Raw genomic sequence first — 14,549 nt, forward strand, 5'->3', positions numbered from 1 at the left:
CGCCCCTGTGCGTCAGCTGCCGGTCTGCAACAGCTCGACGATACGCCGTGCGGTCATCGCGTCGCGCGCCACGGTGAAGGGAAGCGCGTTGTTCCCGGCGAGTGTGAAAGAGTCCCCAGCGATCGTGCTGCTCGCCCCGCCCGCCTCCGCCACCAGCAGCAGGCCCGCCGCGTGGTCCCAGGCGCTCTCCCAGGAGAAGGCGACGGCGTCCAGCTCGCCACGCGCCACCCGCAGGTACTCCAGGCCGGCGGAACCGCACGGCCGCGGCGCGACGCCGTCCGTGCGCAGCCCGAGCAGGGCGCGCTTCTGGTCCTCGGTGGTGAAGTCCGGGTGCGAGGTGGCGACTTCGAGGACTGCTCCCGGCGCCGGCGAACCGGCTGTCATGGCTTCGCCGTTGAGCAGCGCGCCGCCGCGGCGGCGCGCGATGGCCATGTCCCCGCGGGCCGGCACGTACGTCCAGGATGCGAGCAGTTCGCCGTGCTGGGCGAGGGCGAGCAGGGTGCAGAAGCCGTCCTCGCCGCGCACGAACTGCCGGGTGCCGTCGACCGGGTCGATGATCCACACCGGGTCGGGGCCGCGCAGTGCCTCGTACCGGACGGGGTCGTCGTGGACGGCTTCCTCGCCGACGACCACCGAGCCGGGAAGCAGAGCGGTGAGGGCGCGGGTGAGGTGCTCCTCGGCCTTGCGGTCGGCGATGGTCACCAGGTCGTGCGGGCCGCTCTTCTCCAGCACCTCGTGCGTGGCGAGCCGGCGCCACCGCGGCATGACCTCCTCCGCCACCGCTTCGCGTACCGCCTCTTCGGCTCCGGACACCAGGGCATCGTCGATCATGCCTCCATGGAAGCACGCCGTGCCGACGGGGGCGCCCCGCCCCGCACGCCGCCCCTCCTACGGGGGCCGCCCGTTCACCGGCCCACCGCGTAACCCTGCATGCCGCGCGGGTTGGCGGCGGCAGAGAGCACACCCGTCTCGGGGTCGCGGGCCACGGCGCTGAGCCGGCCCTCGGACCACGGCGGGCCGACGGTGACCCGGTGGCCGCGGGCGCGCAGCGCGGCGACGGCCCCTTCGCCGATCCGGGACTCCACCACGAGGGAGCCGGGCCGCATCGTGCGCGGGTAGAAGGAGCCGGGGAAGCTCTCGGTGTGCCAGTTGGGGGCGTCGATGGCCCCTTGCAGGTCGAGGCCGCCGCGCACCGGTGCGCGCAGGGCGGCGGCGAGGAGCAGGTGCAGCTGCCACTGGTCCTGCTGGTCGCCGCCAGGGGTGCCGAACGCCAGCACGGGGCGCCCGTCGCGGAGCGCGAGCGAGGGCGACAGCGTGGTGCGCGGGCGGCGGCCGGGCGTGAGGGTGTTGGGCAGTCCGGGCTCCAGCCAGGCCATCTGGAGGCGGGTGCCGAGCGGGAAGCCCAGTTCGGGGATGACCGGATTGGACTGCAGCCAGCCGCCGCTGGGCGTGGCGCTGACCATGTTGCCCCAGCGGTCCACGACGTCGATGTGGCAGGTGTCGCCGCGGGTGAGGCCGTTCCGGTCCACGTGGGGGCCGCCGCCGTCCGGGGTGGTGCCGTCCGGGGTGGCGGCCCCCTTCCCCACCCGATCGTCCGCGGGGGCGACGGGCGACGGCACGGTCGGCTCGCCGGTGCCCGCGGCGGCGCCGCGCCCGCGCCCGTCGGCAGCGAGCGCGGCGGCGGGCAGCCGGGGTGTGCGGCCCCCAGGGCTGCCGGGGCGCAGCGCGTGGGAGGCGGTGTCGCCGACGAGGCGGCGGCGCCCGGCGCTGTACGCGGGCGACAGCAGGTCCGCGAGCGGCACGTGCTCCGCGCCGTCGGCGTCGCCGTACCAGGCCTCCCGGTCGGCCATCGCGAGCTTGGTGCCCTCCACCAGACGGTGCACGGAGTCGGGGCTGCCGTACGCCTCGGGCAGGTCGTCGGGGAGCAGGGCGAGCTGCTGGAGGAGGCTGGGGCCCTGCGACCAGGGCCCGGGCTTGCAGACCGTCCAGCCGTTCCAGGTGTACGTGGCCGGGTCCTCGTACGTGGCGCGCCAGCCGGCGAGGTCGTCGCCGGTGAGGGTGCCGGTGTGGCGTGCGCCGGAGGTGTCCATGGTGGGACTGGCGGCGGCCGCGGCCAGCGCCTCGGCGACGAAACCCTCGCGCCAGGCGCGCCGCGCGGCGTCGATCTGCCGCTCGCGGCCCGGCCCGGCAGCTTCGGCCTCGTCCAGCAGCCGCCGCCAGGTGCGGGCGAGCGCGGGGTTGCGGAGCAGCGCGCCGGGGCGCGGTGCGCGGCCGTCGGGCAGGTAGACCGCCGCGGAGTCCGTCCACTCCGTCTCGAAGAGTTCGCGGACCGTCTCCACGGTCTCGCCGATCCGCTCGACGGCCGGGTGGCCGCGTTCGGCGTACCCGACGGCGTAGGTCAGCACCTCGCGCAGCGACCGGGTGCCGTGGTCGCGGAGCAGCGTGAGCCAGGCGTCGAAGGCGCCGGGCACGGCGGCGGCGAGGGGGCCGGTGCCGGGGACGAGGTCGAGACCGAGTCCGGTGTAGTGCGCGACGGTCGCCCCGGCCGGAGCGACGCCCTGGCCGCACAGGACCCGCACGGGTCCCCCGGCGGGGGCGAGGAGGATCGGCACCTCGCCGGCCGGGCCGTTCAGGTGCGGCTCGACGACCTGGAGGACGAATCCCGCGGCGACGGCCGCGTCGAAGGCGTTGCCGTCGTCCTCGAGGACGGCCATGGCGGTCTGGGCGGCGAGCCAGTGGGTTCCGGCGGCCATGCCGAAGGTGCCCTGGAGCGTGGGCCGGGTGGTGAACATGCCCGGAGCGTACGCTTCCGGTATGAGCGCGGACGAGAGCACGGAGCTGGGGAAACGCCCGCTGGTGGCGATCCTCAGCGGGGCGGGGATCTCCACCGACTCGGGCATTCCGGACTACCGGGGGCCGCAGGGGCTGTGGAAGCGGGACCCGGAGGCGGAGAAGCTCGTCACCTACGGCTCCTACATGGCCGACGCGGACGTGCGGCGCCGCTCCTGGCGGATGCGGCGGGACAGCCCGGTGTGGGCGGCGAAGCCGAACGAGGCGCACGAGGCGGTGGCCCGGCTGGAGCGCTCGGGCACGCCGGTACGGGTCATCACGCAGAACGTGGACGGGCTGCACCAGTTGGCCGGCGTTCCGGAGCGGAAGGTGCTGGAGCTGCACGGCACGTCGCGGACGGTGGTGTGCACCGGCTGCGACGCACGCGGCACGATGGCGGACGCGCTGGCACGGGTCGAGGCGGGCGAGGCCGACCCGGCGTGCGAGAGCTGCGGCGGCATCCTCAAGTCGGCGACGGTGATGTTCGGTCAGGCCCTGCACCCGGAGGTGCTGTCGCAGGCGATGGCCGTGGCGAAGGCGTGCGACGTGTTCGTCGCGGTCGGCACGAGCCTCCAGGTGCAGCCCGCCGCGTCGCTGGCCGGGCTGGCCGCCGAGCACGGCGCCCGGCTGATCATCGTCAACGCGGAGCCGACGCCGTACGACGCGCTGGCGACCGAGGTCGTCCGGGACCCGATCGGCATCGCCCTGCCCGCCCTGCTGGACGCGCTCGCCGAGGGCTGAGGGGCGGCGTCTGCCGGGCCGGGTGCCCCTGCCGAAGCGGGCCACCGCACAGGATTGTTGTCATGCCCATTCTTTTTCGTGTGAGACGACAAACTCCCGGGAGTGATCCGCCGCCCGGCCCCGCGGGGAGACCGCGATGTACGGCGACCTCGACCACACCGGCATCTACATCGGCAACAGCCGCGTCACCAACGCGAGCGCCTACTACGCCAAGGTCGTCCCCCAGAGCGTCCCCCTCGGCGGCACGCAGCGCAATTCGCTCTTCGTCAACGTGCTGGACCCCAACGGTTACTGAGGTCCCGCGGCCGTCTTCCGTCCGGCACCGCGCGGACGGAAGGCGGCCGTCAGCACGAGGTAGAGCAAGGCGGAGCTGCTGAGGCCGACGGCCCAGCCGTAGTCGACGAGCGGCTCCAGCACGGGGATCAGGCCCTCCGCGGGGAAGGGGCCGGAGCCCGGGGCGGACGAGGAGCCGCCCACCGCGAGCGTGCCGCCGGCCGCGAAGGCGATGAGGGCACGCCAGTTCCAGCCGCCGCTGTACCAGTACACGCCGTCCGGGCGGTAGAGGTCGGCCACTTCGAGCCGGGTACGGCGCACCAGCCAGTAGTCGGCGATGAGGATGCCGCCGACCGTGCCGAGCAGTCCACCGACGGTGCCGAGCCAGGTGAAGATGTAGACCGACGGGTTCTCGATCAGCTTCCACGGGAAGATGACGACGCCGATGACGCAGGCCAGCAGCGCGCCGGTGCGGAAGGTGATCAGGCGCGGCGCGAGGTTGGACAGGTCGTAGGCGGGACTGACCAGGTTCGCGGCGATGTTGGTGCTCAGCGTCGCCATCAGGACGACGAACAGCGCGAAGAGCACGCCGACCGTGCTGTCCATCCGCGCGGCCAACTGGCTGGGGTCCCAGACGGGTTCGCCGTAGACGGCCTGCGAGCCCGAGGTGACCAGGACGGAGAGCAGGGCGAACGCGGCCATGGTCGTCGGCAGCCCGAGGGTCTGGCCCCACACCTGGGAACGCTGGCCGGCGCCGAAGCGGGTGAAGTCGGGGATGTTGAGCGACAGGGTGGACCAGAAGCCGATCATGCCCATCAGGGCGGGGAAGAAGACCGGCCAGAAGTCGGCGCCCCAGCCGAGCTGCGAGGGCTGGTCGAGCAGCGGGCCGAGCCCGCCCGCCTTGTCGGCGATCCACCACAGCAGCGCCAGTGCGCCGAGGAGCATCAACGGCGCCGCCCAGTTCTCCAGGCGGCGGACGGCATCCATGCCGCGGACGATGACCAGGACCTCGATGAGGAAGAACAGCAGGAACGACAGCCACTGCGTCCACGGATAGCCGAAGGTCTCCCCCGCCAGCACCCACCAGCTGCCCTCGCCGAAGATCTTCCCGGCGAGGAAGAAGATGGACTGGCCGCCGATCCAGGTCTGGATACCGAACCAGGCGCAGGCGACGAGGCCGCGCAACAGCGCGGGCAGGTTCGCGCCGACCACGCCGAACGAGGCGCGGGCCAGGACGGGGAAGGGGATGCCGTACTTCGGTCCGGCGTGACCGGTGAGCAGCATCGGCAGCAGCACGATGACGTTGGCCAGCGCGATGGTGAGCACGGCCTGTTTCCAGTCCATGCCGAGCGCGATGAGGCCGGAGGCGAGCGTCCAGGAGGGGATGTTGACGGCCATGCCGACCCACAGGGCGGCGAAGTTGTAGGTCGTCCAGCGGCGTTCGGCGACCGGCACGGGGTACAGGTCGGCGTTGGCGAAGCGGCTGTCCGCGGGTATCGCGCCGGGCGGCAGCTCCACCCGGCCGTCCGGCGTGGCGTTACCGCCGTCGGACGGCCGGCCTGACTTCGCGGGGACGGTGCCGGTCATGCGTTCACCTCACGAGGTCGCGGGTCCGTCGTGCAGGACGGGGACGATGTGCTCGCCGTAGGCGTCGACGACCGCTTCCCGGGCGTCGTGCATGGCGTACACGGCGAACTGGTCGACGCCGAGTTCCCGCAGGGCGCGCAGCCGTTCCAGGTGCGTCTCCACGGGACCGACGAGGCAGAAGCGGTCGACGATCTCGTCCGGCACGAACTCGGTGTCGGGATTGCCGGCCCTCCCGTGGTGGGCGTAGTCGTAGCCGTGCCGCGCTTTGATGTAGGAGGTCAGCGCGGCGGGGACGAGGGAGGACTCCTCGCCGTAGCGGGCGACGAGGTCGGCGACGTGGTTGCCGACCATGCCGCCGAACCAGCGGCACTGTTCGCGGGCGTGGGCCATCGCCGCGTCGCTCGCGTCCTCGGTGACGTAGGCGGGGGCGGCGACGCACACGGTGACCGCGTCGGGGTCGCGTCCGGCGTCGGCCGCGGCCTGCCGTACGGCCTTGACCATCCACTCGGTGAGGTAGGGATCGGCGAGCTGCAGGATGAAGCCGTCGGCCTCGCGTCCGGCCATCGCGAGCGCCTTGGGGCCGTAGGCGGCCATCCAGACCGGCAGCCGGGAGCCGGCCACCCAGGGCAGCCGGAGCGGAGTGCCGTCGACGACGGCCTCGCGGCCCTCGGCCAGGTCACGGATGACGGACATGGCCTCGCTGAGCCGCGCGAGAGTGTTGGGCTTGCGCCCGGCGACGCGCATCGCGGAGTCGCCGCGGCCGATGCCGCAGACGGTGCGGTTGCCGTACATCTCGTTGAGCGTGGCGAAGGTGGAGGCGGTGACCTCCCAGGTGCGGGTGCCCGGGTTGGTCACCATGGGGCCGACGATCAGCCGCTGGGTGTTGGCCAGGATGCGGCTGTGGATGACGTACGGCTCCTGCCAGAGCACGGCGGAGTCGAACGTCCAGCCGTAGCGGAAGCCGTTGCGCTCGGCGCGGCGCATCAGGCCGACGGTCGCGGCGCCGGGCGGGTCGGTCTGCAGGACGAGGCCGAAGTCCATGGTCGGTGGTCTCCTGTCGGGTGCCGGGCCCCGGGGGATTCCCGGGGCCGTTCCGGGTCAGGCGAGGAACTGGCAGGTGCCGCGCGGGGTGTACTGGCCGTGGCCGGCGTGGCCGGTGTACTCCCGCCGGTCGATGACGGTGCGGCCGCGGGAGAGCACCGTCTCAACCTGTCCGGTGACGCGCTTGCCCTCGTAGGCGGAGTAGTCGACGTTCATGTGGTGGGTCTCCACCGAGAGGGTCTGCTCGGCGGTGGGGTCGTAGAGGACGATGTCGGCGTCCGAGCCGGGGGCGATGGTGCCCTTCTTCGGGTAGAGGCCGAACATCCGCGCCGGGGTCGCGCAGGCGATGTCGATCCAGCGGCGCCGGCTGATGTGGCCGTCCAGCACCGCCTGGTGCAGCAGGTCCATGCGGTGCTCGACGCCCGGCATGCCGTTGGGGATCTTGGAGAAGTCGCCGCGGCCCAGTTCCTTCTGGCCGTTGAAGCAGAACGGGCAGTGGTCCGTGGAGACCACCTGGAGGTCGTCGGTGCGCAGGCCCCGCCACAGCGCGGCCTGGTGCTCACGGGGGCGCAGCGGGGTGCTGCACACGTACTTGGCACCCTCGAAGTCGGGTTCCGCCAGATTGTCGGTGGACAGGAAGAGGTACTGCGGGCAGGTCTCCCCGAAGACGGGGAGGTTCTTGTCCCGGGCGGCGGCGAGTTCGGCGACGGCCTCCTCGGCGGAGACGTGCACGACGTACAGCGGTGCGCCGGCGACGCGGGCGAGCTGAATGGCGCGGTGGGTGGCCTCCGCCTCCAGCAGCACCTTGCGGACCTCGCCGTGGTGACGCGGATCGGTACGGCCCGCGTCCAGCGCCTGCTGCACCAGGACGTCGATGGCGATGCCGTTCTCGGCGTGGATCATCGTGAGGGCGCCGTTGTCGGCGCCGCGCTGCATGGCGCGCAGGATCTGGCCGTCGTCGCTGTAGAAGACGCCGGGGTAGGCCATGAACAGCTTGAAGGAGGTGATGCCCTCCTCCACGAGCAGGTCCATCTCCTTGAGCGTCGCGTCGTTGACGTCGGAGACGATCATGTGGAAGGCGTAGTCGATCGCGCACTTGGCGTCGGCCTTGGCATGCCACTGGTCCAAACCCTCGCGCAGCGCGTGCCCCTGGGTCTGGACGGCGAAGTCGACGATGGTGGTGGTGCCGCCCCACGCGGCGGCGCGGGTGCCGGTCTCGAAGGTGTCGGAGGCGAAGGTGCCGCCGAACGGCAGCTCCATGTGGGTGTGCACGTCGACGCCGCCCGGCAGCACGTACCTGCCCGTCGCGTCGATGACGTTCCCGGCGGTCCAGCCGGCGGCGGCCTCGCTGCCGTGTGCGGCGAGCGCGGCGACGCGGCCGTCCTCGATCAGCACGTCGGCGTGGAGTTCGTCGGCGGCGGTGACGACCAGCCCGCCCCGGACGACCGTGCGGTTGCTGCTGCTCATGCGCGTGCGTTCCCTTCGAGTCGGGTCTGCGCCGTCTCCAGGGCGCGCTGCAGGATTCCGGCGCCCTCCTCCGCCTCGGCGACGGTCAGTGACAGCGGCGGGGCGATGCGCAGCACGCTGCCGAGGTGGCTGCCGCCCTTGCCGATGAGCAGTCCGCCTTCGCGGGCGGCCTCCAGGATGAGGGAGGCGGCCTCCGGCGAGGGCTCGTCGGTGCCGGGGCGGACCAGTTCGAGGCCGATCATCAGGCCGCGGCCGCGTACCTCGCGGACGACGTCCAGGCCGGCGACGGCGGCACGGAGCCGTTCCAGCAGCAGGCCGCCGACGCGGCGGGCGTTGCCCTGGAGGTCGTGTTCGAGGAGGTGGTTGAGGTTGGCTTTCGCGGCGGCCATGGTGACCGGGCTGCCGCCGAAGGTGGAGATGGAGTTGGCGTCCAGACAGTTCATCACCTCGGCACGGGCGACGACGCCGCCGACGGACATGCCGTTGCCGATGCCCTTGGCGAACGTCAGCATGTCGGGCGGCCCGGCCCGGTCGTGGGCCTGCCAGCCCCAGAAGTGGTCCCCGGTACGGCCCCAGCCGGTCTGCACCTCGTCGGAGATCCACAGGATGCCGTGCGCGTCGAGCACCTCGCGGAACGCGGCGAGCAACCCGTCCGGGCCGGAGGTGAAGCCGCCGACCCCCTGCACGGGCTCGGCGATCAGCGCCGCCACTCCCCCGCGCGTCTGCCCCAGCATGTCCCGCAGGTCCGCCACACAGGCGGCGGTGAACGCGTCGTCGTCCAAGTGCGCGTAGGGGCCGCGGCTGCGCACGCCGCCGTGCACGTAGAGCGTCTGGAGCGGGGAGAGGCTGGTGGGTGACCAGGCGCTGTTGCCGGTGATGCCGACGGCGGAGAAGGAACGGCCGTGGTAGCTGTTGCGCAGCGCCAGCACCTGGTTGGAGCGACGGTACGTGGTCGCCAGCAGGAGGGCGGCGTCGTTGGCCTCGGTGCCGGAGGTGGTGAAGAAGACCCGGGCGTCGGGGATGCCGGACAGGGCGGCGACGCGTTCGGCCAGCTCGACCATGTGGCGGTCGAGGTAGAGGGTGGAGGTGTGCAGGATGCGCCCGGCCTGTTCGGCGACCGCCTTGGTGACCTCGGGCAGCGCGTGGGCGGTCATCGTGGTGAGGATGCCGCCGAAGAAGTCCAGGTAGCGGTTGCCGTCGGCGTCCCAGACGTGACGGCCCTCGCCGTGGGTGATCTCCATCGGACGGTCGTAGTAGAGGGCGAGCCAGTCCGGCATCACGGCCCGGTGCCGGTGGTGCAGGTCGCCCGCGGAGTGCAGGTCACTCACGGCTGCACCAGCCCGTCGTAGGCGTCCGGCCGCCGGTCGCGGTAGAAGGCCCACTGCTGCCGGACCTCGTCGATCATCGACATGTCCAGGTCGCGGACGACGAGTTCCTCCTCCTTGTCGCTGGCGACCTCGCCGACGAACTGGCCGCGCGGGTCGACGAAGTAGCTGGTGCCGTAGAAGTCGTTGTCGCCGTACTCCTCCTGACCGACGCGGTTGATGGCGGCGATGAAGTACTCGTTGGCGACCGCGGCGGCCGGCTGTTCCAGCTGCCACAGATAGGCGGACAGGCCGCGGGAGGTGGCGGAGGGGTTGTAGACGAGCTGCGCCCCGGCCAGGCCGAGCGCGCGCCAGCCCTCCGGGAAGTGGCGGTCGTAGCAGATGTAGACGCCGACCTTGCCCACCGCCGTGTCGAAGACGGGCCAGCCGAGGTTGCCGGGCTTGAAGTAGTACTTCTCCCAGAAGCCCTTGACCTGTGGGATGTGGTGCTTGCGGTAGGTGCCGAGCACCGTGCCGTCGGCGTCGATGACGGCCGCGGTGTTGTAGTAGAAGCCCGACTGCTCGACCTCGAAAACCGGTACGACGATCACCATGCTCAACTCGCGGGCGAGGTCCTGCATCCGCCGCACGGTCGGCCCGTCGGGTACCGGCTCCGCCCACTTGTAGTGCTCGGGGTCCTGCACCTGGCAGAAGTACGGCGCGTTGAAGACCTCCTGGAAGCCGATCACTCTCGCGCCCTGCCGGGCCGCCTCCCGGGCGTGCTGCTCGTGCTTGTCGATCATCGACTCGGTGTCGCCGGTCCAGGTGGCCTGTACGAGTGCGGCGCGCACGATGTCGGGCATGAGCTGCTCCTCGAGTCCGGGCGTAGGCGATGGCCCCGCGGTACGAACACGCGGATCGACTCGCGTAGATCAGCGTGAGGATGCGACCGTAGATCCCGTCACCGACGGTGGCAAGGGCATCGACGCGAGGTCGCCGGAACGATCTTCCCGGTGTACGGCGTACGGAGCAGTTCCCGCGCCGCCAGGGGTGTGTGGTCCGTGCCCTGCGACGGGCACGGACCACACACCCCTGGCGGCGCGGGTGCTGGGACCTCTCCTGGAGCGGTCGACCTCCTAGGTGTATTGCTCATGAGCGTTGTTGACACTCACAGGTCTTGATCATGGCGAAGGCCTCCGTGTGTGGTGGAGGTGTCGAATCTTCACCGCACGGAGGCCTTCGTGTCCCACCGTAATGCCCGTCTGACTCCTTTGGGCAGGCGTCTGCTGGTCGATCGTGTCCGTTCCGGCCGCCCGGTGGCCCATGTGGCTGCGGAGATGGGCATATCCCGGGCCACGGCCCACAAGTGGGTCCACCGGTGGCGAGCCGAGGGCGAGCCGGGCTTGTGTGACCGCCCCAGCCGCCCGCACACGACACCGCACCGCACCGATGCCGATACCGAAGCACGGGTCTGCCGGCTGCGGACCGAACGCAAACTCGGACCCGCCCGCATCGGCCCGATCCTGGGCATGCCGCCCTCGACCGTGCACCGGATCCTCACCCGGCACGGCCTGCACCGGCTGGCCTGGATGGACCGGCCAACCGGGCGCATCATTCGCCGCTACGAACGCGAGCGGCCCGGCGAGCTGGTGCACGTGGACGTGAAGAAACTCGGGCGGATTCCCGACGGCGGCGGCTGGCGTGTCCACGGCCGCGCGGAAAGCCGCCTGACCAAGACCGGAGTCGGCTTCGACTACATCCACTCCGTCGTCGACGACTACACCCGCCTCGCCTACAGCGAGGTCCACCCCGACGAGAAGGCCGCCACCTGCGCAGGCTTCCTCCGCCGAGCCGCCGCCCACTTCGCCGCCCTCGGCATCGACCGCATCGAAAGGGTGCTGACCGACAACGCCTGGTCCTACCGCAAGAGCACCCTCTGGAAGCAGTCCCTGACCTACCTCGGCGCCACCAGCAAACGCACCCGCCCTTACCGACCGCAGACCAACGGCAAGGTCGAACGCTTCAACCGCACCCTGCTCGACGAATGGGCCTACCTGCGGCCCTACACCAGCAACGAGCAGCGGACCGCAGCTCTGCAAGACTTCCTGCACACCTACAACCACCACCGCTGCCACACCGCACTCGGCGGCCAGCCACCGATCAGCCGTGTGAACAACGCTCCGGGTCAATACACCTAGGTGTGTTGTTCGGTGAGGTTGGTGACGCGGCTGGCTGGCACGTTGCCGCTGATGCCGGTGTGGGGTCGGTGGTAGTTGTACCAGTCGAGCCAGTGGGGGAAGGCGGCTTGGCGTTCGGCTTCTGAGGTGTAGGGCTGGTGGTAGGCCCATTCTTCCAGCAGGGTGCGGTGGAAGCGTTCGACCTTTCCGTTGGTCTGGGGTCGCCAGGGCCGCGTCCAGCGGGGGCTGATGCCCAGGTCACGGCAGGTGTCGCGCCAGGTGTTCTTGGTGTAGGACCAGGCGTTGTCGGTCAGCACCCGCTCAACGGTGATGCCCCGCGCTGCGAACCAGGCCGTAGCGCGGGTGAGGAAGCCGGCGCAGGTGTTGGCCCTCTCATCGGGCAGGTCCTCGGTGTAGGCGAGTCGTGTGTGGTCGTCCAGCGCCGTGTGCAGGAAGGCGTAGCCGGTCTGGGTGCGGTTCTTGCGTCCGGCTGCCCGGCCCAGGACCTTGTGGCCGCCGCCGTCGGGGATACGGCCGAGTTTCTTGACATCGATGTGGATCAGTTCACCGGGTCGCTCGTGTTCGTAGCGGCGTATCGGCTCGCCGGTGGCGCGGTCCAGCGTCGCGAGTGCGGGCATGTGGTGGCGGTGCAGGATGCGGTGGCAGGTGGAAGGCGCCAGGCCCGTGCGGACGGCCAGTCGCAGAGGGCCGATGCGGTGCTCGCGCCGCAGTTGCAGCACGCGGTTCTCCAGCTCGGGAACGGTCTGCCGTGGGCAGTGGTGGGGGCGGCTGGAGCGGTCACACATTCCGGCTTCGCCGTGCCGGCGGTAGCGGCCTGCCCAGCGGGCGGCGGTGGTGTGAGCGACCTGGAACCGCTCGGCTGCCCGCCGCAGCGGCCACCCGTCGTCCACGACACAACGGGCCAGACGCAGGCGACCGGTCGGAGTCAACGGGGCGTTACGGTGGGACACGAGGGCCTCCTGGCGTTCGGCGTAGATGTCGCAATCCACACCGGAACCAGAAGGCCCTCACCTCATGCAAGGACCACAAGCAGCGTGTCGCCTGTCACCAACGTGCCGGGACAACACACCTAGGGCGTGTTTCGAAAGTAGCGCCGTCCGCCCGGAGGGCGGGCGGGGCGGCGTCAGGTGCGTGCAGATGCAAGGCGGAGGGAGGAAAGCGCAGCGGGCTGCGCTGACGACCGACAACGCAGCAGATGGGCGTGCATGGCGCCGCCCCGCAGGCGGGACTTTCGAAACGTGCCCTAGGGCGGTCGACGGGGAAGGCGGCGCGTCACCGCTCCTGGCGCACCGGGTGGGGAACCATGGCGGAGCCGGCGCCGCGGCGCTCCGGCTCGGCGGCGGCCAGCCACTTGCCACGGCCCAGGCGCTCGATGCCGGTGGCGGCGCCGATCTCGCCGGTCTCCGCGAACAGGTGGCCCATGTCCTCCAGTTCGCCGCGCACGGAGCTGTCGTACAGGTCCTTCTCCAGCAGCGTCTCCTCGGTGTTGCGCTGGGTGGCACGCGGCGCGGCGATGGCCTCGGGGAGGCTCATGTCGCGGTCGACGCGGTTGACCAGGGTCTGGAGCACCGTGGTGATGATGGTGGAGCCGCCCGGCGAGCCGAGGGCGAAGGCGGCCTTGCCGTCCTCCAGCACGATGGTGGGCGACATCGACGAGCGGGGACGCTTGCCGGGGCCGGGGAGGTTCGGGTCGGGCACGTCCTCAGCCGCCGGGGCGAAGGAGAAGTCGGTCAGCTCGTTGTTGAGCAGGAAACCGCGGCCGGGCACGGTCATCGCGCTGCCGCCGATCTGCTCGATGGTGAGGGTGTACGACACGACGTTGCCCCACCGGTCGGCGGTCGTCAGGTGCGTGGTGCTGGTGCCCTCGTAGGTGAGCGGGGCGACCTGGTCGCCGCGCTCGCAGCCTGCCGGGTCGCGCGGGTCGCCGAAGGCGACCGGGCTCTTCAGCGCCTTCTCGTCGTCGACGAGGCAGGCGCGGGCGTCGGCGAACTCCTGCGACAGCAGGCCCTCGACGGGCACGTCCTCGTAGGCCGCGTCGCCGAGCCACCGGCCGCGGTCGGCGTAGGCGAGCTTGCTGGCCTCCAGGTAGTGGTGCAGGAACTCCTTCTTCGACGCATCGGAGAGGTCCTGGTTCTCCATGATGTTCAGCGCCTCGCCGACGGTGGTGCCGCCGGAGGACGACGGCGCCATGCCGTACACGTCCAGTCCGCGGTAGTCGACGTGCGTCGGGTCCTGGAACTCCACGTCGTACTCGCGCAGGTCGCGCGCCGTCATGTCGCCGGGCCGCACGACGCGGTCGGCGCCCTCGGCCACCTTCGGGTCCTGGACGGTGTCGGCGATGTCGCGGGCGAGCGGGCCCCGGTAGAAGGCGTCCACGCCCCGACGGCCGAGCGTGGTGTACGTGCGGGCCAGGTCCTTGTTGCGGATCGTGGAGCCGACCTCGGGGAGTTCGCCGCCGGGAAGGAACAGTTCGGCGCTGGCGGGGAAGTCGCGGAACCGCTTCTCGTTGTCGGCGACCTGAGAGCGGAAGGTCTCGTCGACGGTGAAGCCGCGGTGGGCGAGCTTCGCCGCGGGCCTGACGGCCTTGCGCAGCGACGTGGTGCCCCACTCGTCGAGGGCGGCGTCCCAGGTGGCGGGGGTGCCGGGGGTGCCGACGCTGAGCCCGCTGGTGACGGCTTCGTCGAACGGCAGCGGCTCGCCGTTCTCCAGGAACAGCGTCTCGTCGGCGCTCAGCGGGGCGCGTTCGCGGCCGTCGAGGGTGTGGACGCGGCCGCTGTCGGCGTCGAAGTAGACGAAGTAGCCGCCGCCGCCGATTCCGGCGGAGAACGGCTCGGTGACACCGAGCGCGGCGGCGGTGGCCACGGCCGCGTCGACGGCGTTGCCGCCTCGTCTCAGCACGTCGACGCCGATGGCCGAGGCCTCGGGATCGACGCTCGCCACGGCGCCGCCGTAGCCGACGGCGACCGGCTCCTTGGGCGGCGTCCCGCGGTCGGACGGCGGCGGTGCGGCCGGCGCGGCCGCGACGGACAGGGAACCCACTGCCGCCACTGCGGTGATCAGGGCCGACAGGCGGACGGAACGACGACGGCGCATCCGAGGAAACCTCCAG

At 71.7% G+C, this 14,549-nt stretch carries 12 protein-coding genes; 3 read left to right on the plus strand and 9 right to left on the minus strand.

Annotated features, from left to right (window positions below; genetic code table 11):
- Window positions 1–12 precede the first annotated feature (12 nt).
- Both E4198_RS02675 and E4198_RS02680 read right to left on the minus strand, forming a co-directional pair.
- Window positions 13–831 (minus strand): inositol monophosphatase family protein, encoded by an 819-nt coding sequence (locus E4198_RS02675; RefSeq protein ID WP_136181705.1) that lies wholly within the window; start codon window positions 829–831, stop codon window positions 13–15.
- 74 nt (window positions 832–905) lie between these two features.
- Window positions 906–2,792 (minus strand): gamma-glutamyltransferase, encoded by a 1,887-nt coding sequence (locus E4198_RS02680; protein ID WP_136181706.1) that lies wholly within the window; start codon window positions 2,790–2,792, stop codon window positions 906–908.
- Between the two features lie 22 nt (window positions 2,793–2,814).
- Here E4198_RS02680 and E4198_RS02685 point away from each other — a divergent pair, with 22 nt between their 5' ends.
- Both E4198_RS02685 and E4198_RS24760 read left to right on the plus strand, forming a co-directional pair.
- On the plus strand, window positions 2,815–3,570 hold the full coding sequence (locus tag E4198_RS02685; RefSeq protein ID WP_136181707.1) for a Sir2 family NAD-dependent protein deacetylase: 756 nt from the start codon (window positions 2,815–2,817) through the stop codon (window positions 3,568–3,570).
- A gap of 136 nt (window positions 3,571–3,706) precedes the next feature.
- Complete coding sequence (locus E4198_RS24760; RefSeq protein ID WP_168711354.1) at window positions 3,707–3,865, plus strand: hypothetical protein; 159 nt, start codon at window positions 3,707–3,709, stop codon at window positions 3,863–3,865.
- Here E4198_RS24760 and E4198_RS02690 read toward each other — a convergent pair.
- Genes E4198_RS02690 through E4198_RS02710 form a run of 5 tightly spaced genes read right to left on the minus strand, consistent with a single transcriptional unit; the run spans window position 3,859 to window position 10,105 of the window.
- Entirely contained in the window at window positions 3,859–5,430 is a 1,572-nt protein-coding gene (locus E4198_RS02690; RefSeq protein WP_136181708.1) for an NCS1 family nucleobase:cation symporter-1, read from the minus strand. The genes E4198_RS24760 and E4198_RS02690 overlap by 7 nt on opposite strands.
- A gap of 9 nt (window positions 5,431–5,439) precedes the next feature.
- A complete protein-coding gene (locus E4198_RS02695) occupies window positions 5,440–6,471 on the minus strand; it encodes a TIGR03842 family LLM class F420-dependent oxidoreductase (RefSeq protein ID WP_136181709.1) in 1,032 nt (343 codons plus the stop codon).
- 57 nt (window positions 6,472–6,528) lie between these two features.
- Window positions 6,529–7,938 carry a dihydropyrimidinase gene (hydA, locus tag E4198_RS02700; RefSeq protein ID WP_136181710.1) on the minus strand — a complete coding sequence of 470 codons (1,410 nt, stop codon included), beginning with the start codon at window positions 7,936–7,938 and terminating at the stop codon, window positions 6,529–6,531.
- Window positions 7,935–9,215: an aspartate aminotransferase family protein gene (locus E4198_RS02705; protein WP_136185151.1), complete on the minus strand. Its 1,281-nt coding sequence runs from the start codon at window positions 9,213–9,215 to the stop codon at window positions 7,935–7,937. Before E4198_RS02705 ends, hydA begins: the two co-directional genes overlap by 4 nt.
- A 47-nt stretch (window positions 9,216–9,262) precedes the next feature.
- Complete coding sequence (locus E4198_RS02710) at window positions 9,263–10,105, minus strand: nitrilase-related carbon-nitrogen hydrolase (protein ID WP_136181711.1); 843 nt, start codon at window positions 10,103–10,105, stop codon at window positions 9,263–9,265.
- A gap of 378 nt (window positions 10,106–10,483) precedes the next feature.
- Here E4198_RS02710 and E4198_RS02715 point away from each other — a divergent pair, with 378 nt between their 5' ends.
- Window positions 10,484–11,440, plus strand: coding sequence for an IS481 family transposase (locus tag E4198_RS02715; protein ID WP_136181712.1), 957 nt, complete (start codon window positions 10,484–10,486; stop codon window positions 11,438–11,440).
- Here E4198_RS02715 and E4198_RS02720 read toward each other — a convergent pair.
- Both E4198_RS02720 and ggt read right to left on the minus strand, forming a co-directional pair.
- Complete coding sequence (locus E4198_RS02720) at window positions 11,437–12,390, minus strand: IS481 family transposase (protein ID WP_136181713.1); 954 nt, start codon at window positions 12,388–12,390, stop codon at window positions 11,437–11,439. The genes E4198_RS02715 and E4198_RS02720 overlap by 4 nt on opposite strands.
- Window positions 12,391–12,712: 322 nt before the next feature.
- The gene (ggt, locus tag E4198_RS02730; RefSeq protein WP_136181714.1) at window positions 12,713–14,533 is read right to left on the minus strand and encodes a gamma-glutamyltransferase; all 1,821 of its coding nucleotides are present in this window, start codon (window positions 14,531–14,533) and stop codon (window positions 12,713–12,715) included.
- Between the last annotated feature and the right edge of the window lie 16 nt (window positions 14,534–14,549).

It is taken from the genome of Streptomyces sp. RKND-216 (assembly GCF_004795255.1).
GTDB classification, from domain to species: Bacteria; Actinomycetota; Actinomycetes; order Streptomycetales; family Streptomycetaceae; genus Streptomyces; species Streptomyces hazeniae.

Bases quoted from the DNA above. Each gene is read 5' to 3' on its own strand.
- E4198_RS02675 (WP_136181705.1), bottom strand. From the start codon at position 831: ATGATCGACGATGCCCTGGTGTCCGGAGCCGAAGAGGCGGTACGCGAA.
- E4198_RS02680 (WP_136181706.1), bottom strand. From the start codon at position 2,792: ATGTTCACCACCCGGCCCACGCTCCAGGGCACCTTCGGCATGGCCGCC.
- E4198_RS02685 (WP_136181707.1), top strand. From the start codon at position 2,815: ATGAGCGCGGACGAGAGCACGGAGCTGGGGAAACGCCCGCTGGTGGCG.
- E4198_RS24760 (WP_168711354.1), top strand. From the start codon at position 3,707: ATGTACGGCGACCTCGACCACACCGGCATCTACATCGGCAACAGCCGC.
- E4198_RS02690 (WP_136181708.1), bottom strand. From the start codon at position 5,430: ATGACCGGCACCGTCCCCGCGAAGTCAGGCCGGCCGTCCGACGGCGGT.
- E4198_RS02695 (WP_136181709.1), bottom strand. From the start codon at position 6,471: ATGGACTTCGGCCTCGTCCTGCAGACCGACCCGCCCGGCGCCGCGACC.
- hydA (WP_136181710.1), bottom strand. From the start codon at position 7,938: ATGAGCAGCAGCAACCGCACGGTCGTCCGGGGCGGGCTGGTCGTCACC.
- E4198_RS02705 (WP_136185151.1), bottom strand. From the start codon at position 9,215: ATGCCGGACTGGCTCGCCCTCTACTACGACCGTCCGATGGAGATCACC.
- E4198_RS02710 (WP_136181711.1), bottom strand. From the start codon at position 10,105: ATGCCCGACATCGTGCGCGCCGCACTCGTACAGGCCACCTGGACCGGC.
- ggt (WP_136181714.1), bottom strand. From the start codon at position 14,533: ATGCGCCGTCGTCGTTCCGTCCGCCTGTCGGCCCTGATCACCGCAGTG.